A 20029-nucleotide genomic window follows, 5' to 3' on the forward strand; every position below is an offset into this window, starting at 1 on the left:
ACCTATAACAACATGAGGCCGCACCTTAGTCTCAGAATGAAAACTCCAAATGAGGTGCATGAAAAAAGCCAACAGCTGACGCTGTTGACTTATTAGAAATACTGTCAACGTATTTTAGGACGAGACAATCTTAATGCGATCTGAACGTCATATTTAAAACAAAAATAAAAAATTAATCATTTTATAGCCTGAGATAATATTCACTAAAGACGAATCATTTATACAAAAAAAGAGTCCACCTCTGGATTGTATCCAAGCTTATGGATATTTAATCGAATTGCAATAACTCCCATTTCCACAGCTCCATTTCTAGTGAAATAATAATTTGATAGCTATCACATTTAGGACGGTTATTTTCCCATACTATCTCGGCATGTTAATTACTTAAGAGTAATTAAAACTTAGTAATTGTTATTAATAAGCTTGGATTTAATTAGAAACAAGCGGTTAATCCCTACGTAAAATAAAATCATTATTAAATGATCGGAGACATTATCATGCGCATAGTATTATGCTTTAGGCGGTAACGCTCTTTTAGCAAGAGGCCAAGCATTAACGGCTGAGAACCAACGTGAAAATATAATCAAATCAGCGGCGAGTATTGCTGCAATCGCACGCGAGCATGAGATTGTTATCGTTCATGGTAATGGCCCACAAGTAGGTTTGTTGATGGAACAAAACGCGGCTTATAGCGAATATTCGCCAGAGACTACCCCATACCCAATGGATGTACTCGGCTCTCAAACCTGTGGCATGGTGGGCTACATGTTACAACAAGAGCTAAGAAACATTGACCCTGAATTAGACGTAGCGACGCTAGTCACGCAAACTGAAGTATGCAAAAAAGACCCTGCGTTTGCGAACCCGACTAAATTTGTTGGCCCTGTATATACAGAGCAACGAGCCAAAGAGTTAATGGCTCAAAGCACAATGCAATTTAAAGCTGATGGCGAGTACTACCGTCGCGTTGTGCCTTCTCCTATGCCAAAAAGCATTGTTGAAATTCAGCAAATTGAAACTCTTCTAGATACAGAAAATCTTGTTATCGCTTGTGGCGGCGGCGGTGTTCCCGTGAGTATTGAGCATGGTAAGAGTACTGGCGTAGAGTGCGTCATTGACAAAGATCTTACGGCTGAATTGCTGGCTGAAAAAATCCATGCCGACTTATTTATTATCTTAACCGATGGTTCGATTTTCCGTAACTATGGTAAAGAAGACCAAGCAGAAATGAAGCAAGCAACACCTGCTAGTTTAGCAGAATTTTCATTCCCTGCTGGTTCTATGGGGCCAAAAATTGATGCCGTTTGTAAATTCGTTGAAGCTGGCTTAGGTAATGCGGCGATTGGTTCATTATTTGATTTAGATAAAATAATCACCAATGAAGCTGGCACTCTGATAACGAAAGGCGAAGGTATTGTTTATTACTAATATTATCGAGTGATAAACAATACTAATATAAATTATATTACAAGCCTCTTATTTAATTATAATGAGGCTTATTTTATTAGGACCGTTTAATGCTAGATGAGATAAGTATTCATAATTTTGGAAATTAAACCCGAAAAGAATGAATACATAATATCTTTAAATATACCCAATATTAATTATAACGTGATTTAATCCAAATAACGTTTCCAGTTCATTAAAAAACAATTCAATACGTTCACATCGGTGCATTTGCATCCGCTTGGTTCTCTGGCATCGCATCAATAAAGGCGGGTAACTGGTTACACTCCTCAACAATCGAGTTAATCAGCGGATAAGGCGACATATCAACGCCAAAGCGCAGCGCGTTATACACCTGCGGCACTAAGCAAATGTCTACGATACAAGGCAAATCCGTGAGGCTATAAACTGAATCCGCGTGTGTTTTTCGGTGTTTGGCCAGCTTCTCTTCTAACGCTGAAAACCCTTGGCTCATCCAATAGTGAAGCCAATCCATTTTTGCCTCTTGCTCGCACGACAACTCTCGCTCCAAATACTGCAACACACGCAGATTATTCAGAGGGTGAATTTCCATAGCGATATCCTGAGCCATCGCCAGTGCTTGATAGCGCAGTGGTGTTTGCTCTGGAATCAACAAGGTGTCTGGGCTGCTCTCACACAAATAACTTTCGTCCAAGTATTGCAAAATCGTCAGCGACTGATTGAGTTGAACGTCACCATCCACCAGCACCGGCACTAATTCACTGGCATTGAGATCGCGATATTGTGGATCATGTTGCTCGCCGCCATTACGCACCAAATGCACCGATTTCGACTCATAGTTGAGTTGCTTTAGGTTCAATCCAATACGCACTCGATAGGCTGCGGACGAGCGCCAGTAACCGTAAAGTATAATGTTCTTGTTCACGATGCTCTCGCTCATACTGAAACCCTATTACGTGGATTATAGTGCTCGATACTGGCTCACTTTTTGGTCTATCGCACCAAAAATAGAGTCACCCGCCGCATCAAACATCTCAAGCTTGATCGAGTCACCAAACGACATGAATTGAGTCGACGGCTTGCCATCTCGAATCGTCTCAATCATTCGCACTTCGGCAATACATGAATAACCTACACCGCCTTCGGCAATTGAAGTGCCGTGGTCAGTGCCTTGCTTATTAGAAACCGTGCCTGAACCGATAATCGCGCCTGCCGACAGTGGGCGAGTCTTCGCGGCATGCACGACCAACTCTGCAAAATTGAAGGTCATATCCACGCCCGCATTCGGACAACCAAAAGGTTGGTCGTTGTAGGTCGATATCAACGGTAGATGCACCTTGCTGCCTTTCCATTGATCGCCAAGTTCATCGGGTGTGACGGCAACCGGAGAAAACGCCGAAGACGGTTTAGACTGGAAGAAGCCAAAGCCCTTCGCAAGCTCAGCGGGAATCAAGCCACGCAGTGACACGTCGTTCACCAACATCAGTAAACGAATCGAATCATGCGCTTGTTTAGCACTTGCGCCCATAGGGACGTCACCGGTCACAATCGCGACTTCTCCTTCGAAATCTATACCCCACTCATCGCTGGCAAATTCGATGTTGTCACGAGGGCCGATAAAGGCATCTGAGCCGCCTTGATACATTAATGGATCGACCCAGAAGCTTTCTGGCATTTCAGCACCACGCGCTTTACGTACAAGCTCAACATGGTTTACATAAGCACTGCCATCAGCCCATTGATATGCGCGTGGCAGAGGTGATTCACAATACTGAGGTGCAAAGACTTCACTGCCTGTCACATGCCCATTATTTAACGAGGTGTATAACTCTTCTAACTGAGAAGCCACGCTGTCCCAGTTATCCAAAGCCACCTGCATGGTGGGTGTAAGGTGCATCGCGTGGAAGATTTCAGTGACAGCCACACACTGTTTGAGATCTTTACTCACGACCATCAATAGACCATCGCGAGTGCCATTTTTCTTGGTTGCTAATTTCATCCTTGTCCCTTACTTCTTGTCGTCTACCGGCTCTTGCAGGCTCATCTCTTGAGAACCAGTATCTTGCCAACTGTAGACATATTCTTTGTTCTCAACACTGTCGAGTTCGTCAGAGAACTGCAGCGCATGGCGAGTATCGATCATCACCGCCACTTCATCGGTAAACTTCTTCTTGTGCGCTTGCCCTGCCTTAAAGGCTTTAGGGTGAGGCCCATGCGTAAACCCAGCCGGATGGAAGGTCACCATGCCCGCTTCAATGTTATCGCGACTGAAGAAGTCACCTGCGTGATAGAACAGCACTTCGTCGTAATCATCGTTGTTGTGGTAGAACGGCACTTTTAACGCCCCAGGATCGCTCTCAATCGGGCGTGGCACAAAGGTGCACACCACAAAGCCTGCGCCAACAAACGTTGTATGCGCAGAGGGTGGCAAGTGGTAGCGATGTGACATCAGCGGTCTGATATCGCGCCAATTTACTTTCACCACAGCTAGGTCGCCATGCCAACCAATAGCATCCAATGGATTGAACGGATAAGTAATAACGCTGACTTTGTCGTGGCGTTTTACCTGAACCTGAGTCTGGCTTTCTGAATACTGAGCACGGAATTGATCGTTGATTGAAGGTATGTCGAGCACAGCAGGATCAAACACCGCGTGATTGCCGACCATGCCTTTCTCTGGCAAGGAATAAGCCGCGTCGGTGTTTTCTATCATCAAGATAAACATCGGCTCGCTTGGCTCTAAACGCCAGTTGGTTGAGCGCGGGATCATCACGTAATCCCCTTCGCTCACCGCTAGATGACCATAGTCACAATAGAGATCGGCACTGCCTTGATGAATGAACAACAGCTCATCACCGTCGGAATTACGCACCAAGAAATCCATCTTCTCGTCCATGCGCCACACACGAATTTTGCAGTCCGCATTGTGCAAAAGATGAGGCACAGCCCAAGGGGTTATCTGGCTGGCTTTTTCCACCAGCGTAAAATCGAAAGCGCGAGGGCGTAAATCGCCCTCCCACTCAGACCAACCTGTTGGGGCATGCTGGTGATGAAAGTGAGCCGCAGGGCCGAAGAATCCACTTCGCCCCGCTTCTCGCTCATAAATTGCCTCTTCGGGGAAGTCGGCATGCGCTTGTTTAGAGCACACCCCCTCCCGATGAGGAAACGAGATCCATTTATGCATCGTCTAATACTCCTCGACGAATCTGGTCCTCTTCAATCGATTCAAACAGCGCCTTGAAGTTGCCTTCGCCAAAGCCTTCGTTGCCTTTACGCTGAATGATTTCAAAGAACACAGGCCCGATTACCGTCTGCGTAAAAATTTGCAGCAAGATGCCATCTTTGGTCGGCGCACCATCAATCAAAACACGCAGGTCGCGCAACAGATCGGTGTCTTCGCCGTGGCCTTTCACACGATCATCAACTTTCTCATAATAGGTATCTGGGGTTGGCATAAAGTCCATACCGCGATCGCGCAGAGTTTTCACGGTTTTGTAGATGTCATCCGTGGATAACGCGATGTGTTGGATACCTTCGCCGTTGTATTCACGGATGAACTCTTCGATTTGTGATTTGTCGTCGGAAGACTCGTTGATTGGGATACGGATCTTGCCACACGGAGAGGTCATAGCGCGGCTCACAAGGCCCGTCAGTTTGCCTTCAATGTCGAAGTAGCGAATCTCGCGGAAGTTACCAAGGCGCTCATAGAACCCAGACCACACGTCCATGTTGCCTTGTTTAACGTTGTGCGTGAGGTGGTCGATTTCGAACAAACCAACATTAGCTTCGGCCATACGCTTTTCCGCATCGTCATAGAATCGGAAATCGACGTCATAGATACTCTGCTTGCCATAGCGATCCACAAAATAGAGCAGGCTCTCACCGATGCCGTAAATGGCAGGAATGCTCAGTTCCATCGGCCCTATCTCTGTCTTGTACTCTTCACCGCCGCCCTTGAAAGCTTGCTCCATTGCAGCCGTTGCCTCGTTGACACGAAAAGCCATGCCACATACCGATGGACCATGTACCTTGGCGAACGCTTCCGCTTGGCTGTGTGGCTGTTCATTGACGATAAAGTTGATGTCACCTTGTCGATACAGCCAAGCCTCTTTTGAGCGGTGCTTGGCGACCTCAGCAAAACCAAGTGACACAAACAACGCTTTAAGTTGCTCAATTCCCTTGTGGTCAACGGCCGTGTATTCAACAAACTCGAATCCATCCGTGCCAAGCGGGTTGTATGTATCCACCATGAACTTTCTCCTTGTACCTATTGGTTTGTATTACGTGGTTTTTTATTACGTGCTTTCTATTACGTAAATAGATGTTGTGTGTTTTTTGTCCTTAATTAAATTTGGCCTACAAGCCGACAGATTGGAATGGATGGAAGGAAATGGGCAATAACGCTAAAACCCCGTCAATTTGTAAAATATTTGTTACACGCGAATTGCTAAAACAAGAAAGTGAGTGCTATCAATGGATTGAAGAGTGGTGGGTTGATTTACAGCAGAGGAATAGATGTTATTGAATTGTTACATTCGAGCTTTATCAGCTAAAACAGAAAGAGATAAGTGTATGTTGAACGCAAAAAGAGCATCACAAAACAGGTGATGCTCTTTTAAAAAGCTTCATATCCCAACGGTATTCTCATGGGATGAGATATCAAACCTAACCCATTACTTTAATGGTTGGGGATCAAATGAAGGTTGTTTCTCTTGTGAGCACGTCATCAATTCAAGCAATCATAGAACGAGATTTTTTCAAACGAAATGAAAGCACGGAAATTAAACTGATAAGCACCAATAACCCGGTACCGGCACCACTACGTTCAACATCTTCAGCGCTATCATCACTTCTTTCAGCGATGTCCTCACTTGTTGCTCCAGATATCGGGATAAGTTTCACTGCCACCACCCTCTCGTCACCCACTCCATCATTACAATAAGCAAAGTGCGCGGTTGAATCATAAGCCATAGAAGAGGAGCTACTTTCACTCGCAAAACATTGTATTGACGTCCCGGAGATAACACCCGCGTCATTAATGTCGGTTGCGTCCAATATTCTAAAGTGGTTGTTGGCATCACTGTAGTCTCCGCCATTGGTCAGATCGTCTAACCACCAAGCTTGATCATTATATCTTGCACGTTTATCGGCATCGGTTCCGGTGTCGTTATAAGGAAAAATGAAGCCGCGATGCCTTCTTTCATGGCCGTCTACTTCAGAGTGAGTTTCGGCGTCAACATAACCAACGATTTCATTGTAGCTGTTGATCTCACTTGCTTTTCCCTCTGCACTGTCAAAGAAAATGTCTTCATCTAAACTTGCGAAGAATGTGGCTGTTGGCGTTGTGTCATTCGCATCAGCGACAAACATACGATTGTCAGACACACGATCCGACGGATAATCGCCATCTCGTTTTGCATAACCAATAACCATCATGTTTTCATTGATGTCTGTTGCGACAGAATTACTGTGAATGTATGAATCACTCACTTCTACCGTCACATTAGCGATAAATGTAGTCGTCCAAGCATTTTCCGAAACGCTGAAATTTGACGTACTGCTTGGCCTAAACACAGCTGCCTGCATAAGAAAGTTATCGGAATCATCTAGCTCTGTATTGTAACCAACTAAAACAGGATAAGAGCTATATGTCCCTCTAGATGAAATCGTTGCAGCCCTCACACTCGCCTGTGCTGAAGCTTCATCATCGTTGTAAGAGTAATAGGTCGAACTGGTTTCCCAATCGGATACTGCAAAACGGTTTCCATCATCATTGGGGCCATTCGCATCGGTTATATTCCAGACAAAAGCTCGATTAGCAAAAGCAAAGTTCTGACACTCTGGATATAAAGCAGGCTCAATATCTTCATCGATACAATTATCTAAATCCTCAGCATCACTGTCGGATGTGTACGGAGAATCGTAATCTTTATCCTCATCACTGTAATAAAAAGTTGCAACGGACGCGCTTCCGACCACATAGCTTTCCCCTCCATAACTGAAAGAGTCAAAAGCCATCGTTCGTCCCATTTGGGAAATTATATTCGCTTCGCCGTCAGCATCGCTGATCGTAATACTGGTATCGGCTTCAGGTTGGAGAACCGTAAATTCAGTGCCTGTATCGTAGTAACCACGCTGCCTATACAACTGAATATATTGGTTGTTATAGCTGTAGTAACCACTGCTGGTGTTACCAAGAACAAAACCATTCTCGTCAACTTTAGTGATGACCTTCTCCTCTGTTCCATCAACAAAGGAATAACTATAACTGCTCACATCAGGTGGGCTACTACCGACATCCGGGATCTCACTTAACGAGTAAGAGTCATAAAAAGCCGTGGAATTCGTCTGATAGCTCAGCTCGTAATATGCATCACGCTCATTTCTCAAGCCTCCAATGCCAGCATCCTCATCGCCATACCACAATAAAGAACTCCAAGCTTCACAAGTCGCGTAGCCAAGTTCGCTCGTGCAGTAGTTATAGATATCGTCATAATCTAAATAGTAGAACGTGTTATCGATACCAAAGGGGACCTCCTCTTTAAAGGAAAAACCTGGTTCTGCATTTTGAGCTTCCCCTGCGAATGCGTAATCGGTGTCACCACAACTGGTACTAAAGCAATCCGTTGTACCAAGCTCTGGTTCAACTGCGACCCCATACACCGATTCCGTTTCTACTGGTGATTCCTCTAAAACCACCCTATAAAGCGCAGCGTTACTATAAGAAGCAACCAACAACGTAGAAGAGACAACGACTGATTTTTTTACCATTGCCTTCATTCTACGGCTCCTAAAAAATAATCCATTTCAATACCAACGATAGCTTTCTGCCTTTATTGCTAAAGGCATTAAATTCATGAGTTCAATAGTGGACTAGGATAAAAATAGAAAATGTGGGAACTATGTAGAAACAATGGAGGTTTAAACAACCTGACTTGATGGGCTGATGCTCTGATGATCGGATGCTCTTTTAAAGTTAAGCGCTAACTTTCATCTCCTAGATTTATCCATTTTCTCTGCTAATTTGATCGCTAACCTATTTGCGTCAAAGAAATACACTTATATTTGGTTACGAATAGGAATTAAATGATGAACAAAATCACGACAGCATTACTTTTACTGACATCGACATTCGCGCTTCAAGCGTGCGCTGAAAGCCGAGAAGGCCCAAGAGAAATGCCAAGCTTTGAAGAAATGGATGCAAACGGTGATGGCGAATTACAATTAGAAGAGCTCAGAGGTCCACTCGCCGATGACTTTGATAAACTAGACGCAGATGGAAGCGGTGGTCTATCGGAAGAGGAAGTTCCGCCACCACCACCAAGACGTCAATAATTGTTAGAGGGTTATCCTAAAATAGTGATAATTCAATGCGAGCTGATGGGGTATAGCACCCTGTCAGCTCGCTATTCGTTTCTAACAAAAGAGTGCTTATACATGGCCTAAGATGAATAAAGAAATCAATGTCCATATTTCCCACACGATCGAGGGCTAATATTGGTTTATCTCATTTTATTGTCTTAACTCACTCTATCGTCTTAATTCACTTTAATTTCTGGAGAGAACGTGCGCATATCAATTTTCACCAAACTGTTTGTTTCAATACTAATGGTGTGCGTGACCATGCTCTTTGTACTGACCTATTTTATTAACTCCAGTTTTCAAAGAGGGCTCCAAGATTTCACAAATAATAATGAAATTGCCCTAGCTCAAGAACTCGCCAATAACTTAAAGCAATATTACTCACCTTCCGAAAAATGGAGGCGGCTAGAGCGTGAACCACATTTAATCGCCAGTAGCATTGGCGGCCCCTCACGACCACATCCTCGTGACAGACACCCATCGCCACCACCATTAAGAGAGCCGGAAGCGCCAAGCCTTCAACCTATTTGGCAACGACTCAACATTTTAGACCAAGACGGGCGAGCCATAATTGGACCGCCTGAAAACCTACATCACCTTGAAGATGGTCAGCATCAAGCGCTAGTCGAAATAACACTGGATGATCAAGTAATTGGGTATATCTCCATCGTTCAGATGGATGAAATATCAGGGCCTTTAGCAGAAAGCTTTTTCAAACAACAAACGACGCATGTAAGCACTATCGCATCGATTACCGTGTTGCTTTCATTCCTTATCTCTTTGTTTCTTGTTAGGCGATTTTTGAAACCATTGCGTGCTTTGTCGAAAGGTGCCAAATCTATCGAAAATGGCGATCTCGATTTCTACATTGAAAAAAGCGGCAATGATGAATTGTCCGATCTCATCGGAATATTTAACGGTGTTGTCGAGACACTAAGAAAACAGAAAACACTTAGAGAACAGTGGTTATCGGATATTTCACATGAACTTAGAACGCCTATCACCGTGCTGAGAAGTGAACTAGAAGCGCTACAAGACGGTATTCGATCACCTGAGCCAAAATACATCGACTCGTTACATCAACAAATCATCACGTTGGGTCAACTCGTTGAGGATCTTCACCAACTCTCCCTGTATGACATCGGATTTAACCTTAATGTTAAAAACAACGTTGATATACATAAACTGATTGATTCTGTGATCGTTCAAAACTCGATCCGTTTAGAACAGAAAAACATCACATTAACAAAGCACTATGACCATTCGGCCCAACTGTTTACCTCGTGTGATGAGAGATTACTGACACAACTGTTTGTGAATCTGTTAGAAAATAGCGCGCGATACACTGGCGATAATGGGCATGTATCGATAGATGTTACCGACATTAGTGATAGTATTATTATCAACGTTGAAGACAGTGATCCAGGTGTACCTGATGCATCACTTCCGCGTTTGTTTGAGAGGCTTTACCGCGTTGATAAATCGCGCAGTCGCTCAAGTGGCGGTTCTGGGCTTGGCTTATCTATCTGTAAAAATATCGTTGAAGCGCACCAGGGACACATTACTGCCAACCACTCAGAATTGGGTGGACTACGAATCATCATAGCGTTACCAAAGGAAATAAAATCGTGATTTTAGTCGTCGAAGATGAGCCTGCATTAGCAAGTGTACTGTGTGAGTACTTAGAGCACTCTGGCCTTGAAAGTCATCATATTATCGATGGTAACCTTGTCATTGACTGGGTAAAACAAGCATCGCCTAAACTCATTATTCTCGACCTCATGCTACCCAATCGAGACGGGTTGGATATTTATCGAGAGCTGAGAACGTTCAGTGACATCCCAGTAGTTATGGCGACAGCCAAGGTCGAAGAGATTGATCGACTCGTTGGGCTTGAATTGGGTGCAGATGATTATATATGTAAGCCGTACAGCCCGAGAGAAGTGGTCGTGAGGGTGAAAAATATTTTGCGCCGTTCCAACAAGCCCCAAGCCACGTCAGCAACGAACGCCATTGATATTGATGAATTGAGTATGACCGCTGTCCTATGTGGTATTAAGCTAAGTTTAACGCCAGCTGAGTTTCGGCTTTTGCACCTTCTTTATCAAAATGTTGGCCGCATTTATAGTCGCGATCAATTGATTGATAAAATCTACGACGATAGAAGAGTAGTCAGTGATCGCACTATCGATAGCCATATTAAAAACTTACGCAAAAAAATGGTCTCGATAAATGAAAAATGTGACTACATCAAATCCATTTACGGGATAGGTTACAAACTAGAAATAGAATAATACGAATCAAAAAGCCGCTTTCATCAGCGGCTTTTTTCGTTCTAAAGCGAACATAATTCAAAGATGGGATCAGCGTTAATCCCAGTCGAGAATCGACCAATTCGGTTGCGCGGCTATTGCTTTTAAACGCGGACACGGATTCACCAGATAGGCAAAATCAGCGTGTTCACACAAAGGTAAGTCATTGATTGAATCGGTATAAAAGTGGATGTCTGAGTAATTGGTTTCTTGCTTATCTAACCATTCTTTTAAGCGAGTCACTTTACCTTCTCGGTAGCTTGGTACGCCTGATATTTGAGACGTGAAACGGCCTTGGTTTTCAATCAAGTCGATACCGAGTGCGTTCTCAATACCCATCTTACGACCGACCGCTTCCACTAAGAAAGTTACGCTGGCAGAGATGATCAGCATATCGATGTCGTCATTTTCTAGCTGTTCAATCAAAGGTTTCGACTGTTTAAACTGCTTGGGCAAAATATGCTGTTCAACACACTCTTCCACCAAGGAGGTAACTTGCTCTGTTGGCATATCGGCTAAAGGTTGCATGGAAAACGTTAGGTAATCTTCCATGTTCAGTTTGCCTTCCGAATACAGGCCCATTAAGCGCTTATCTTCTTCGATAAAGTTAGGCGCAGTAGCAATGCCCTTTTCAACCAAGAACTCATTCCAAAGCATCGCTGCATCAGCATTGATCAGCGTTTCGTCCATATCAAATACATACAAAGGTTTGAACATCTTAGGCTCTCACGGGTTGAATTTCGTTGAGGTTAAACAGGAGTTCAAGTTGGCTGCCGTTTGTCAACAGTCGTTCAGAGGAACGGTTAAGCAGGTCGACCGTTAATTCACATTCATCAACATCCACTTGGTAGCGAATCACGTTACCCAAGAGCTGGTGGTTGCGAATGGTGCCGGTTTTCGGCGCAGAGATATGTTCGCCATATTGTCGGCCTTGCTCTTTAACGTAGATAGATTCAGGTCGAATCGCCACCTTCCACTCGGTTTCAATATTGAACAGCTGCTTAGCCTTATTCGCTTGCACCAGATTGTAGTGACCCATGAACCCAGCCACGAATTCATTGGCAGGTTGAGTGTAGATCTCTTCAGGTGTACCGGCTTGGACGATCTCACCTTTATTCATCAAGAAGATGCGGTCAGACATGATCATCGCCTCTTCTTGATCATGAGTCACGAAGATCGTGGTTAGGTTCATCTCTTTTTGAATATCTCGGATCTGCTGGCGCAGATGTTTACGGATCTTCGCATCCAGCGCTGAAAGTGGCTCATCCAACAACAAAATACGCGGCTTCACCACCAAAGCTCTTGCCAAGGCCACACGCTGACGCTGTCCGCCCGATAGCTGATGCGGGTAGAACTTCTCTTTGCCCGTTAAGTCCACCAGCCCAATCACTTTGGCGACTTCGCGCTTAATCTCGTCAGCAGCAAGCTTTTTCATTTTCAAGCCAAACGCAATATTCCCTTCAACCGTCATGTTCGGGAACAGCGCATAAGATTGAAACACCATGCCAATTCCACGTTGTTGCGGCACTTGGTGAGTAATCTCTTCGCCGTTAACCCAGATTTCGCCACCATCGACCGGGTTCAGACCTGCCAAGCTTCGCAGCAGCGTTGATTTACCGCAACCACTTGGGCCAAGCAGAGTAATGAACTCACCCTTATCGATGGAAAATTGAATGTCTTCAAACACCGTGTTGTCACCAAAGCGCTTGGTGAGGTTTTTCGCATTTACATAACTCATTATTTGGTTCCCTGGCTGAAACGACTTGCCAACCAAGTCAGTAAGAAAATAAACAGGAAGTACGTCATCACAAGGGCTGACGTGAAGTGACCACTGGTTTGACGCATGTTGTATAGGTAGATTTGCAGTGTCTCGTAGCGTGTGCCGACTAAGATGTTGGCGAACACGAACTCACCCAATAGGAACGAGAACGACAAGAACAGTGACGCCATTAAGCCTTTCTTAAGGTTTGGCAAAATAATCAGCAAGAATGCCTTGGTGGTGCTCGCACCTAATAGGTGTGCTGCGTCCATCAAATCATGCAAGTTAATCGCTTCAAAGCTGTTGGCAATCGCGCGATACATGAATGGCAGTGCGATGGTGAAGTAGGTGCCAATCAAAATCCACGGCGTGCCTATCAAAGAGATTTCGCTGTCTGCATACAATTGAAGTAAACCAACCGATGACACCACAGGCGGCACCGCGAACGGCAGTAAGATAAGGATATTCATCACCTTATCGAGTTTCGGGAAATAGTAAAACACCACGAAAATCGCAGGCAGAACCAACACCACACTCAATGACAGTGCCGCCACGCAGATAAACAGTGAACGACCAAAGGCTTGCAAGAAGCGAGGATCCGTCAGCAGGTTGATGTACCAATCTAACGTGAAGCCATCCGGCAGGATAGTGGCGCCCCATCGAGAAGAGATCGAGTAGATAAAGGTCGCTAAGATCGGGATCATCATGATGCCGACAATCGAATAGACCACGGTTTTATGAAAGCGAGTATTTACGGTGTTCATTACTTTCTCTTCCCTGCGTAGCTTTTGCTGATCAGCCATTGGTTAATCACAGTAATAAAGGCCAGCATCGCCATCAGAATCACAGAAATTGCCGCGGCTAGGTTTGGCTCTAGGAACAGGTCGCCCGATACTAAGCTCGCGATTCGAATCGTGATCACATTGTAGTTGCCCGAGGTTAACGCATACACGCTCGCATACGCGCCAATCGCGTTAGCAATCAAGATGATGAAGGTGCCAAGCAAGGCAGGCGACAACACAGGCAGCGCTATTTTGGTCCAGTACTGCCAAGTTTTCGCGCCAAGCAGTGCCGAGGCTGCTTGCCAGTCGTCACTCAAGGCATCGAACGCTGGATACAGCAACAACACCGCCAATGGGATCTGGAAATAGATGTAAATCGCCAGCAAACCCCACTTGCCGTACAAGTCAAAATCGCCCAGTAAACCGTACTGCTTGAGCAATAGGGTGATCGCACCGTTGGTACCCAAGATGATGATGAATGCAAACGACAAAGGCACACCAGAGAAGTTGCTGCTCATATTGGTAAAGGCAATCACCGCATCGCGGATTTTAGAATCAACGCGGCGCAGTGAAGAAACGAGCAAAGTCGCAATCGCTAAGCCAACAATGCTCGACCAAATCGACAACCATAAACTGTTGCCAAAAGCCTGCATCATAAAGGCAGAATCGAACACTTCAGCGTAGTTTTCTAGAGAGAGTTCGTCGTCATAGAAGAAGCTGTTGATCAGCACCCAAACCATAGGTGCCAGTTGGAACAGATAGAAAAACAATGCGAAAGGCGCAAGCCACAAAGCGGGCTTGAGGCGTTGAAACAAAGATTTGGTTTTAGGTTGAAGCGCTGAGCCATCGCTCTGCGTGATTACAGAACTGCTCATAAGGCCAACAATTCCTGAGTGTAAGATTTATCGTGTTCAAGGTTGAGTAACTGGCACACGCTGCCGCAGATGTCGGTCTGTTTCACTGAACATTCTTGGTGTGTAAACTTATCGCCAATCACAAAGAAAGGCACTTCGCGCTCTTCAGGCAAAATGCCACCGTGAGACAAGTCATTGTTCATGCCATGGTCACTGGTGATGATCACCTGATAGCCATCATCTACCCACTTCTCAAGGTAATTCGACAGGTAGATATCCGCGCCACGAGCACTGTTACGGTATTGGCGAGAATCCAGCCCGTGCTTGTGCCCTATGTCGTCAATGTTCATTGGGTGAATCAGCAAAAAATCAGGCTGATGAGTCACGCGCAGGTGCTCGGCATCCAAGAACAAGGCCTCATCTGGGTAGTGATCCCAGTGGTAGAAACAACCGTGTTGAATGTTCATGGTTTCATCGTTGGTAAAACGGTCACGCACAGCGTCAAACGGCGCTCGATTATACAACTCGCTCACCCAATGGTATGCCGCTGCAGCCGTCACTTTGCCTTGCGATTTAGCCAAGCTGAAGATCGACTCGTGATTCGATAAACGCACGATTTGATTGTTAACGATACCGCTTTCGACAGGGCGGACTCCCGTTAAAATGCACTCATACAGTGGGCGTGACATAGATGGCAGCTCACACTGCACAGGGTAAAGCGTGGCGCGCAGCTTATTTTTTTGCGTGCTTTGCGAAGTACCCTGTTTACTGTACGAATCGCTCTGTTTATTATGCAAATCGCCCTGTTTTGTCTGCAAATTGCTTAGTTCTAGAAGACCGTTCAGGTAGCCCATGCAATCACGGGCTACCTGATAATTCAGTCCATCTAGAACAACAAGGATAACCTTATTGCTCATGGTCTATTCTCTATTGCTTGTTTCTAAAAGCCACCTATTGAAGGTGGCGTGTTAAGCGGGGTTATTGCTGGTGAATCAATACACTTTCTTGCCATTGACGTGGCAGGCGACGTGCTGATTTTTCCCATGCAGAGAAGTCAGTCACTGGGTGAACGTTGCTGTATTCATCGTTTGAGATCAGCTTGTCTTGTACTGATTTAGGCAGCGTAATGTTGCTACGGATTGGACGTGCGTAACCTTCAGCTAGGTTGATTTGGCCTTGATCGCTAAAGATATATTCACGAGCCAACTTCGCCGCGTTCGGGTTTTGCGCGTATTTGTTGATGATGGTGGTGTAACCAGAGATCACCGAACCATCTTGTGGAATACTCACCGTGAAACGCTCACGGTCAATCGTGTCGCGGTAGTTCAGTGCATTGAAGTCCCACATGATTGCCACTTCCACTTCACCTTTTTCAAGGTTCGCGATGCTTGGGTCTGTGTAAGACAGACGGCCTTGCTTCGCTAGCTCGCCAAAGAATTTAATCGCCGGCTTTAGATTTGACTCGTCACCACCGTTAGCAAACGCAGCCGCTAGAATCGCGTTGTTTGCTTGCGCTGCTACACCGACATCGCCGACTGTTACTTTGTAGTCACCTTCTAGTAGGTCGCTCCAAGTTTTCGGCGCATCTTCAACAAGGTTGTTGTTGGAAATGAAAGAAATAGTGCCGGTGTAAGCCAGAGCCCAGTGACCATCTTTGTCTTTCGCCCAGTCAGGAATGTCATTCCAAGTGGTTGGTTTGTATGGCTGAGTGACGTTTTTCTTCACTGCCACACGTGCAAATGCGAAACCCACATCACCAATATCAGCGGTTGCGTTTTTCTTCTCTGCTTCAAATTTCGAGATCTCTTGCGCTGAGCTCATGTCAGTATCCTGATGCTTCAAACCGTAGTTTGCTTTCAGGTCTGCCCATGTGCCTTTCCAGTTTGCCCAACTGTCGGGCATGCCTACACTGTAAACCGCACCTTCTTTTTGAGCGGCTTTTACCAGTGATTCAAGATCGGCATCCTTTGCCATCGCTGGCATTGAAAGTGTTGCCGTTATTAGCGTCGCACCTATTAGCTTTGTAGGTGAACCCATCAGTTTTCTTGGCGATACAGTTGAACGGCTAAGCAAAGTTTTCATTGTCTCTATCCCTCTGGACTAGATCAGTAAGTTCGTTTTGTATTCTATCGCCGGAGTGTGACGCTTTCGCGCAAGTTATTTGACAGTTAGGATGCATTTGTGTGGCAGTTATATGTCACTTACATGACAGTAAGCCATTGTTTACTGTCACATTCCTGTTAACTCCATGGTTTACCTTATTGAGCACACGAACTTATGGACTAGATCAGTAATGAGAACATTGGGTACCGGACAATCAGGGACACAACTAGGAAGAATTAAGGCGAGCATTAGAGAACAACTTCAATCAGGTATCTTCACCGAGGGGCAAAAGTTGCCATCAGAAAGAAACCTCAGCGAACTGTTTTCCACCACACGAATCACGCTCAAAGATGCGTTAGTGTCGTTAGAAACTGAAGGCCTCATATACCGAGAAGAACGCCGAGGCTGGTATGTGTCACCCGAACGTATCCGCTATAACCCATTGTCGCGTTCTCACTTTCATCAAATGATTCGCGAGCAACATCGTATTGCAGAAACTCAATTACTAGGTACTCGCACAGAAATGGCAGCGGGCAATTACGCCAAAGCACTAGAGATAGAACAGATAACACCAATACACGTGATAGAGCGCCTGCGCTTTATTGATGGCAGAGCGGTGCTATTTGTTGAAAACATCCTAAAAGCCCCCTTGTTTGAGGGTGTGCTGTCGGAAAACCTCACCATGTCACTGACAGGTATCTACCGAGAAAAATATGGCTACGAGACCCAACGCTCTCGCTTTGACGTAGTCCCTACCTCTGCCCCAGCCCATGTCGCCAAGGCATTGAATTTGGCAGAGGGCCAGCCTGTTCTTAAGATCTGCCGAGTGAACTACAAACAAGACGGCGAGTTGATGGATTGCGAATTGGAGTACTGGCGACCCGATTCTGTAGTGATTCATATTGATAGTATTGGGTAGCGTCACATGACCATTTGTCTAAGTTTAGGCTTAGGCTTAGGCAGAAAAAGCTTACACATACAAAAAACTCCGACTGATTCTGTCGGAGTTCTTAACTGTCGAACCTTGAAGTTGTGCAAGCCATCTAGCTCATGAATCGAGCTTAAGGAACTGTCTTACCCTTGCTGAGTCTGGGTTAGTGAAAAACTTCTCTGGGTTGGATTTTTCAATCAAGATGCCCTTCTCTAGAAACACCACCTGATCCGACACCTGACGCGCGAACTCCATCTCATGTGTCACCACCACCATGGTGTAGCCCTCTTGCGATAGCTTCTTCATCACCAGTAATACCTCTTCGACCAATTCAGGATCGAGCGCCGAAGTTGGCTCATCAAACAGCAACACATCTGGTTCCATAGCAAGTGCTCTAGCAATAGCGACACGCTGTTTTTGCCCGCCCGATAACATGCTTGGGTAGCTATCCAGTTTGTGCGACATGCCTACCTTATCAAGTTGTTTACGAGCCATCTCTTCGGCGTCTGATTTTGCTATCTTCTTAACATGAACGAGCGCTTCCATCACGTTTTGCAACACGGTTAAATGCGGCCATAAGTTGAAGCTTTGAAATACCATGCCAAGGCGCTCTCTGAGTTTCGCAAGCTCTTTATATTTTAGTGGCTTACCCGTTTCTGAGTTGATCCCAATTCGTTCATCACCCATAAAAATCGTGCCGCGTTCAGGTTGTTCTAACCAATTCATGCAGCGCAATAGTGTCGACTTACCTGAACCCGATGAACCAAGAATACTGACCACATCGCCTTTGTTAATAGTCAGGTTGATGTCTCGTAGCACCTCAATTCCGTCAAACTGTTTGGACAAGTTTTCAACGCTGATGATCGTCTCTAGTGCTTCCGGTTTTGGCTCACACTCAATCACTTCCAAACTCACTCCCATAGAAGGGCTAATCGGAGCTTCCGTTTCAATAATTTTCGATGGTTTAAGCATGGCTTAGTCCTCTAAGTTCAACTTTGGTTTGGATTCGTTTGGTGATGGTTTCAAGTGCAATACTCACAGCCCAGTAGAGCGCGATAGCAATGATGAACGCATTCAATGGGATAAAATATGTGGATTGAATACTGTTAGCTGCCGCAGTAATTTCAGCGACCGTAATAATGCTGAGAAATGCGGTGTCTTTTAAGCAGATGATGAGTTGGTTAGTGATCAGAGGAACCGACTTAAATAATACGTTGGGCGTGATGACTCGGGTGAAGGTTTTCAGCTTAGAAAAGCCATAAGCGTGCGCTGCTTCGATGTAACCAGGCTCTAACCCTTTACGCACACCGCGGAAAATCTCACAGAAATACGTACCATGATAGAGACTGAGCGCGATGATTCCCGCTGTCACTGCGTCCAATCGAATACCAACCTGAGGCAAACCGTAATAGAGCAGGTAGGCTAAGATCAGAAACGGTAAGGTACGCATAATGCCGATCAAACTGTTGATGGTGTACTTAACACCGAGTCTCGAGTTTTCGAGACAGTACAACAAACCAATACCTATGACGAAACTCAAGATTGAAGACGAGACAAAAAGATAAAACGTGGTCACAAAACCAGAAGCAAACAGCTCTTTTTGTTGCCAGATAATATTCCATTCTTCCATATTTACTCCTTATATTTACCCACGAGATAGCACTTCAATACGCAGATAAATCGTGTTTCTGACCAAGTAGTCATAACGGCTAAACGGCTAAACTGCGACTACTGCTGCTGTTAACAGATGTATGCACTTATTGCTGCAGATAAGTAGCTCGGTTTTCAGCCACAGATTGCAATTTCACCAATACCCCGATGATCAACATGTACAAGACACCCGCACACAAAATGGGTCCCAAAGGCTCATAGGTCACAGCGGAAATTCGATTCGTTACTCGGGTTAAATCAACAATACCAATCACCGCGATGGCAGGGCTGCCTTTGATTAAGAACGACATCTCATTGACCAGTGCAGGTAGGCTCATGATCACCATTTGTGGGAACATGATTCGGCGAAAATAAGTCAGCCGCCTCATGCCAATAGCCTCGGCTGCTTCCATTTGCCCTTTTGAAAAGTTGAGAAAGGCATTGCGCCAAATTTCCGCATTAAATGCTGAGGTGTTGAGTGTGAGCGCTAAAATGGCAGAAACGTGTTTGTCTAAATTGATGCCAAATGAGGGAAACGAAAGAAAGATAAATAGAGCCAAAGTCACCAGAGGTGTTGCTCGTGCCCAACTGACATAGATGCCCAACATTTGATCGACAAACGGGATTTTCATCATTCGAATTAAGGCAATCGCTAGCCCAATCACCACACCCAATACAATCGAGACTGCCGATATCCATGTTGTAGCCCACGCGCCCTGTAGCAGCTGTTCCCAAGCGTAATAATCCATAAACGACCTCTTTAAAAAGCGACTTCTTGCAATAGGCTTTTGCGCGAATGACAAATGGGTTAAATCGCTCTGACCCTTTTGTCATCGGCACAAACAGCG

The 20029-nt window shown here is 45.2% G+C and carries 18 protein-coding genes and 1 pseudogene; 5 read left to right on the top strand and 14 right to left on the bottom strand.

Translation table 11 applies throughout. The annotated features are described in order from the left end of the window. The first annotated feature begins 497 nt into the window (after window positions 1–497). A pseudogene (locus AACW75_RS14865) lies at window positions 498–1428 on the top strand (carbamate kinase). Between the two features lie 235 nt (window positions 1429–1663). Here AACW75_RS14865 and maiA read toward each other — a convergent pair. From maiA to AACW75_RS14890, 5 genes are all read right to left on the bottom strand, one after another. Next, window positions 1664–2368, bottom strand: coding sequence for a maleylacetoacetate isomerase (maiA, locus tag AACW75_RS14870; protein ID WP_145569521.1), 705 nt, complete (start codon window positions 2366–2368; stop codon window positions 1664–1666). A 21-nt stretch (window positions 2369–2389) separates the two neighbouring features. Next, the gene (locus tag AACW75_RS14875; RefSeq protein WP_145569523.1) at window positions 2390–3427 is read right to left on the bottom strand and encodes a fumarylacetoacetate hydrolase family protein; all 1038 of its coding nucleotides are present in this window, start codon (window positions 3425–3427) and stop codon (window positions 2390–2392) included. Window positions 3428–3436: 9 nt separating this feature from the next. Beyond that, complete coding sequence (locus AACW75_RS14880; RefSeq protein WP_145569525.1) at window positions 3437–4612, bottom strand: homogentisate 1,2-dioxygenase; 1176 nt, start codon at window positions 4610–4612, stop codon at window positions 3437–3439. Continuing rightward, window positions 4605–5678, bottom strand: coding sequence for a 4-hydroxyphenylpyruvate dioxygenase (gene hppD / locus AACW75_RS14885; RefSeq protein ID WP_145569527.1), 1074 nt, complete (start codon window positions 5676–5678; stop codon window positions 4605–4607). Before hppD ends, AACW75_RS14880 begins: the two co-directional genes overlap by 8 nt. Window positions 5679–6159: 481 nt before the next feature. After that, window positions 6160–8208, bottom strand: coding sequence for a DUF3466 family protein (locus AACW75_RS14890; RefSeq protein WP_145569529.1), 2049 nt, complete (start codon window positions 8206–8208; stop codon window positions 6160–6162). Window positions 8209–8517: 309 nt separating this feature from the next. On the opposite strand from AACW75_RS14890, the gene AACW75_RS14895 reads away from it, so the two are divergent. The 3 genes from AACW75_RS14895 to AACW75_RS14905 all read left to right on the top strand — a co-directional run bounded on the left by AACW75_RS14895 (window position 8518) and on the right by AACW75_RS14905 (window position 11084). Beyond that, window positions 8518–8763: a hypothetical protein gene (locus AACW75_RS14895; RefSeq protein ID WP_017072318.1), complete on the top strand. Its 246-nt coding sequence runs from the start codon at window positions 8518–8520 to the stop codon at window positions 8761–8763. Between the two features lie 288 nt (window positions 8764–9051). Further along, window positions 9052–10422 carry an ATP-binding protein gene (locus AACW75_RS14900; RefSeq protein ID WP_145569810.1) on the top strand — a complete coding sequence of 457 codons (1371 nt, stop codon included), beginning with the start codon at window positions 9052–9054 and terminating at the stop codon, window positions 10420–10422. Next, the gene (locus AACW75_RS14905; RefSeq protein ID WP_010432275.1) at window positions 10419–11084 is read left to right on the top strand and encodes a response regulator; all 666 of its coding nucleotides are present in this window, start codon (window positions 10419–10421) and stop codon (window positions 11082–11084) included. The genes AACW75_RS14900 and AACW75_RS14905 overlap by 4 nt, the downstream gene beginning before the upstream one ends. 75 nt (window positions 11085–11159) lie before the next feature. Here AACW75_RS14905 and AACW75_RS14910 read toward each other — a convergent pair whose 3' ends face one another. From AACW75_RS14910 to AACW75_RS14935, 6 genes are all read right to left on the bottom strand, one after another. Then, a complete protein-coding gene (locus tag AACW75_RS14910) occupies window positions 11160–11819 on the bottom strand; it encodes an HAD family hydrolase (protein ID WP_145569531.1) in 660 nt (219 codons plus the stop codon). A 1-nt stretch (window position 11820) separates the two neighbouring features. After that, the gene (locus tag AACW75_RS14915; RefSeq protein WP_145569533.1) at window positions 11821–12840 is read right to left on the bottom strand and encodes an ABC transporter ATP-binding protein; all 1020 of its coding nucleotides are present in this window, start codon (window positions 12838–12840) and stop codon (window positions 11821–11823) included. Next, window positions 12840–13625, bottom strand: a complete 786-nt coding sequence (locus AACW75_RS14920; RefSeq protein WP_004732591.1) for an ABC transporter permease — start codon at window positions 13623–13625, stop codon at window positions 12840–12842. The genes AACW75_RS14915 and AACW75_RS14920 overlap by 1 nt, the downstream gene beginning before the upstream one ends. Then, window positions 13625–14518 (bottom strand): ABC transporter permease, encoded by an 894-nt coding sequence (locus AACW75_RS14925; RefSeq protein ID WP_145569535.1) that lies wholly within the window; start codon window positions 14516–14518, stop codon window positions 13625–13627. Before AACW75_RS14925 ends, AACW75_RS14920 begins: the two co-directional genes overlap by 1 nt. Then, the gene (locus tag AACW75_RS14930) at window positions 14515–15414 is read right to left on the bottom strand and encodes an alkaline phosphatase family protein (protein WP_145569537.1); all 900 of its coding nucleotides are present in this window, start codon (window positions 15412–15414) and stop codon (window positions 14515–14517) included. Before AACW75_RS14930 ends, AACW75_RS14925 begins: the two co-directional genes overlap by 4 nt. A 61-nt stretch (window positions 15415–15475) precedes the next feature. Beyond that, window positions 15476–16579: an ABC transporter substrate-binding protein gene (locus tag AACW75_RS14935; RefSeq protein ID WP_017075612.1), complete on the bottom strand. Its 1104-nt coding sequence runs from the start codon at window positions 16577–16579 to the stop codon at window positions 15476–15478. Between the two features lie 211 nt (window positions 16580–16790). On the opposite strand from AACW75_RS14935, the gene AACW75_RS14940 reads away from it, so the two are divergent. Then, complete coding sequence (locus AACW75_RS14940; RefSeq protein WP_145569539.1) at window positions 16791–17519, top strand: UTRA domain-containing protein; 729 nt, start codon at window positions 16791–16793, stop codon at window positions 17517–17519. A 129-nt stretch (window positions 17520–17648) separates the two neighbouring features. Here AACW75_RS14940 and AACW75_RS14945 read toward each other — a convergent pair whose 3' ends face one another. From AACW75_RS14945 to AACW75_RS14955, 3 genes are all read right to left on the bottom strand, one after another. Then, complete coding sequence (locus tag AACW75_RS14945) at window positions 17649–18452, bottom strand: amino acid ABC transporter ATP-binding protein (protein ID WP_267135300.1); 804 nt, start codon at window positions 18450–18452, stop codon at window positions 17649–17651. 43 nt (window positions 18453–18495) lie between these two features. Further along, on the bottom strand, window positions 18496–19161 hold the full coding sequence (locus AACW75_RS14950) for an amino acid ABC transporter permease (RefSeq protein WP_016787468.1): 666 nt from the start codon (window positions 19159–19161) through the stop codon (window positions 18496–18498). Between the two features lie 127 nt (window positions 19162–19288). Further along, window positions 19289–19930: an amino acid ABC transporter permease gene (locus AACW75_RS14955; RefSeq protein WP_145569543.1), complete on the bottom strand. Its 642-nt coding sequence runs from the start codon at window positions 19928–19930 to the stop codon at window positions 19289–19291. Window positions 19931–20029 lie beyond the last annotated feature (99 nt).

The organism is Vibrio sp. L3-7 (assembly GCF_963898195.1).
Classification (GTDB): Bacteria; Pseudomonadota; Gammaproteobacteria; order Enterobacterales; family Vibrionaceae; genus Vibrio; species Vibrio echinoideorum.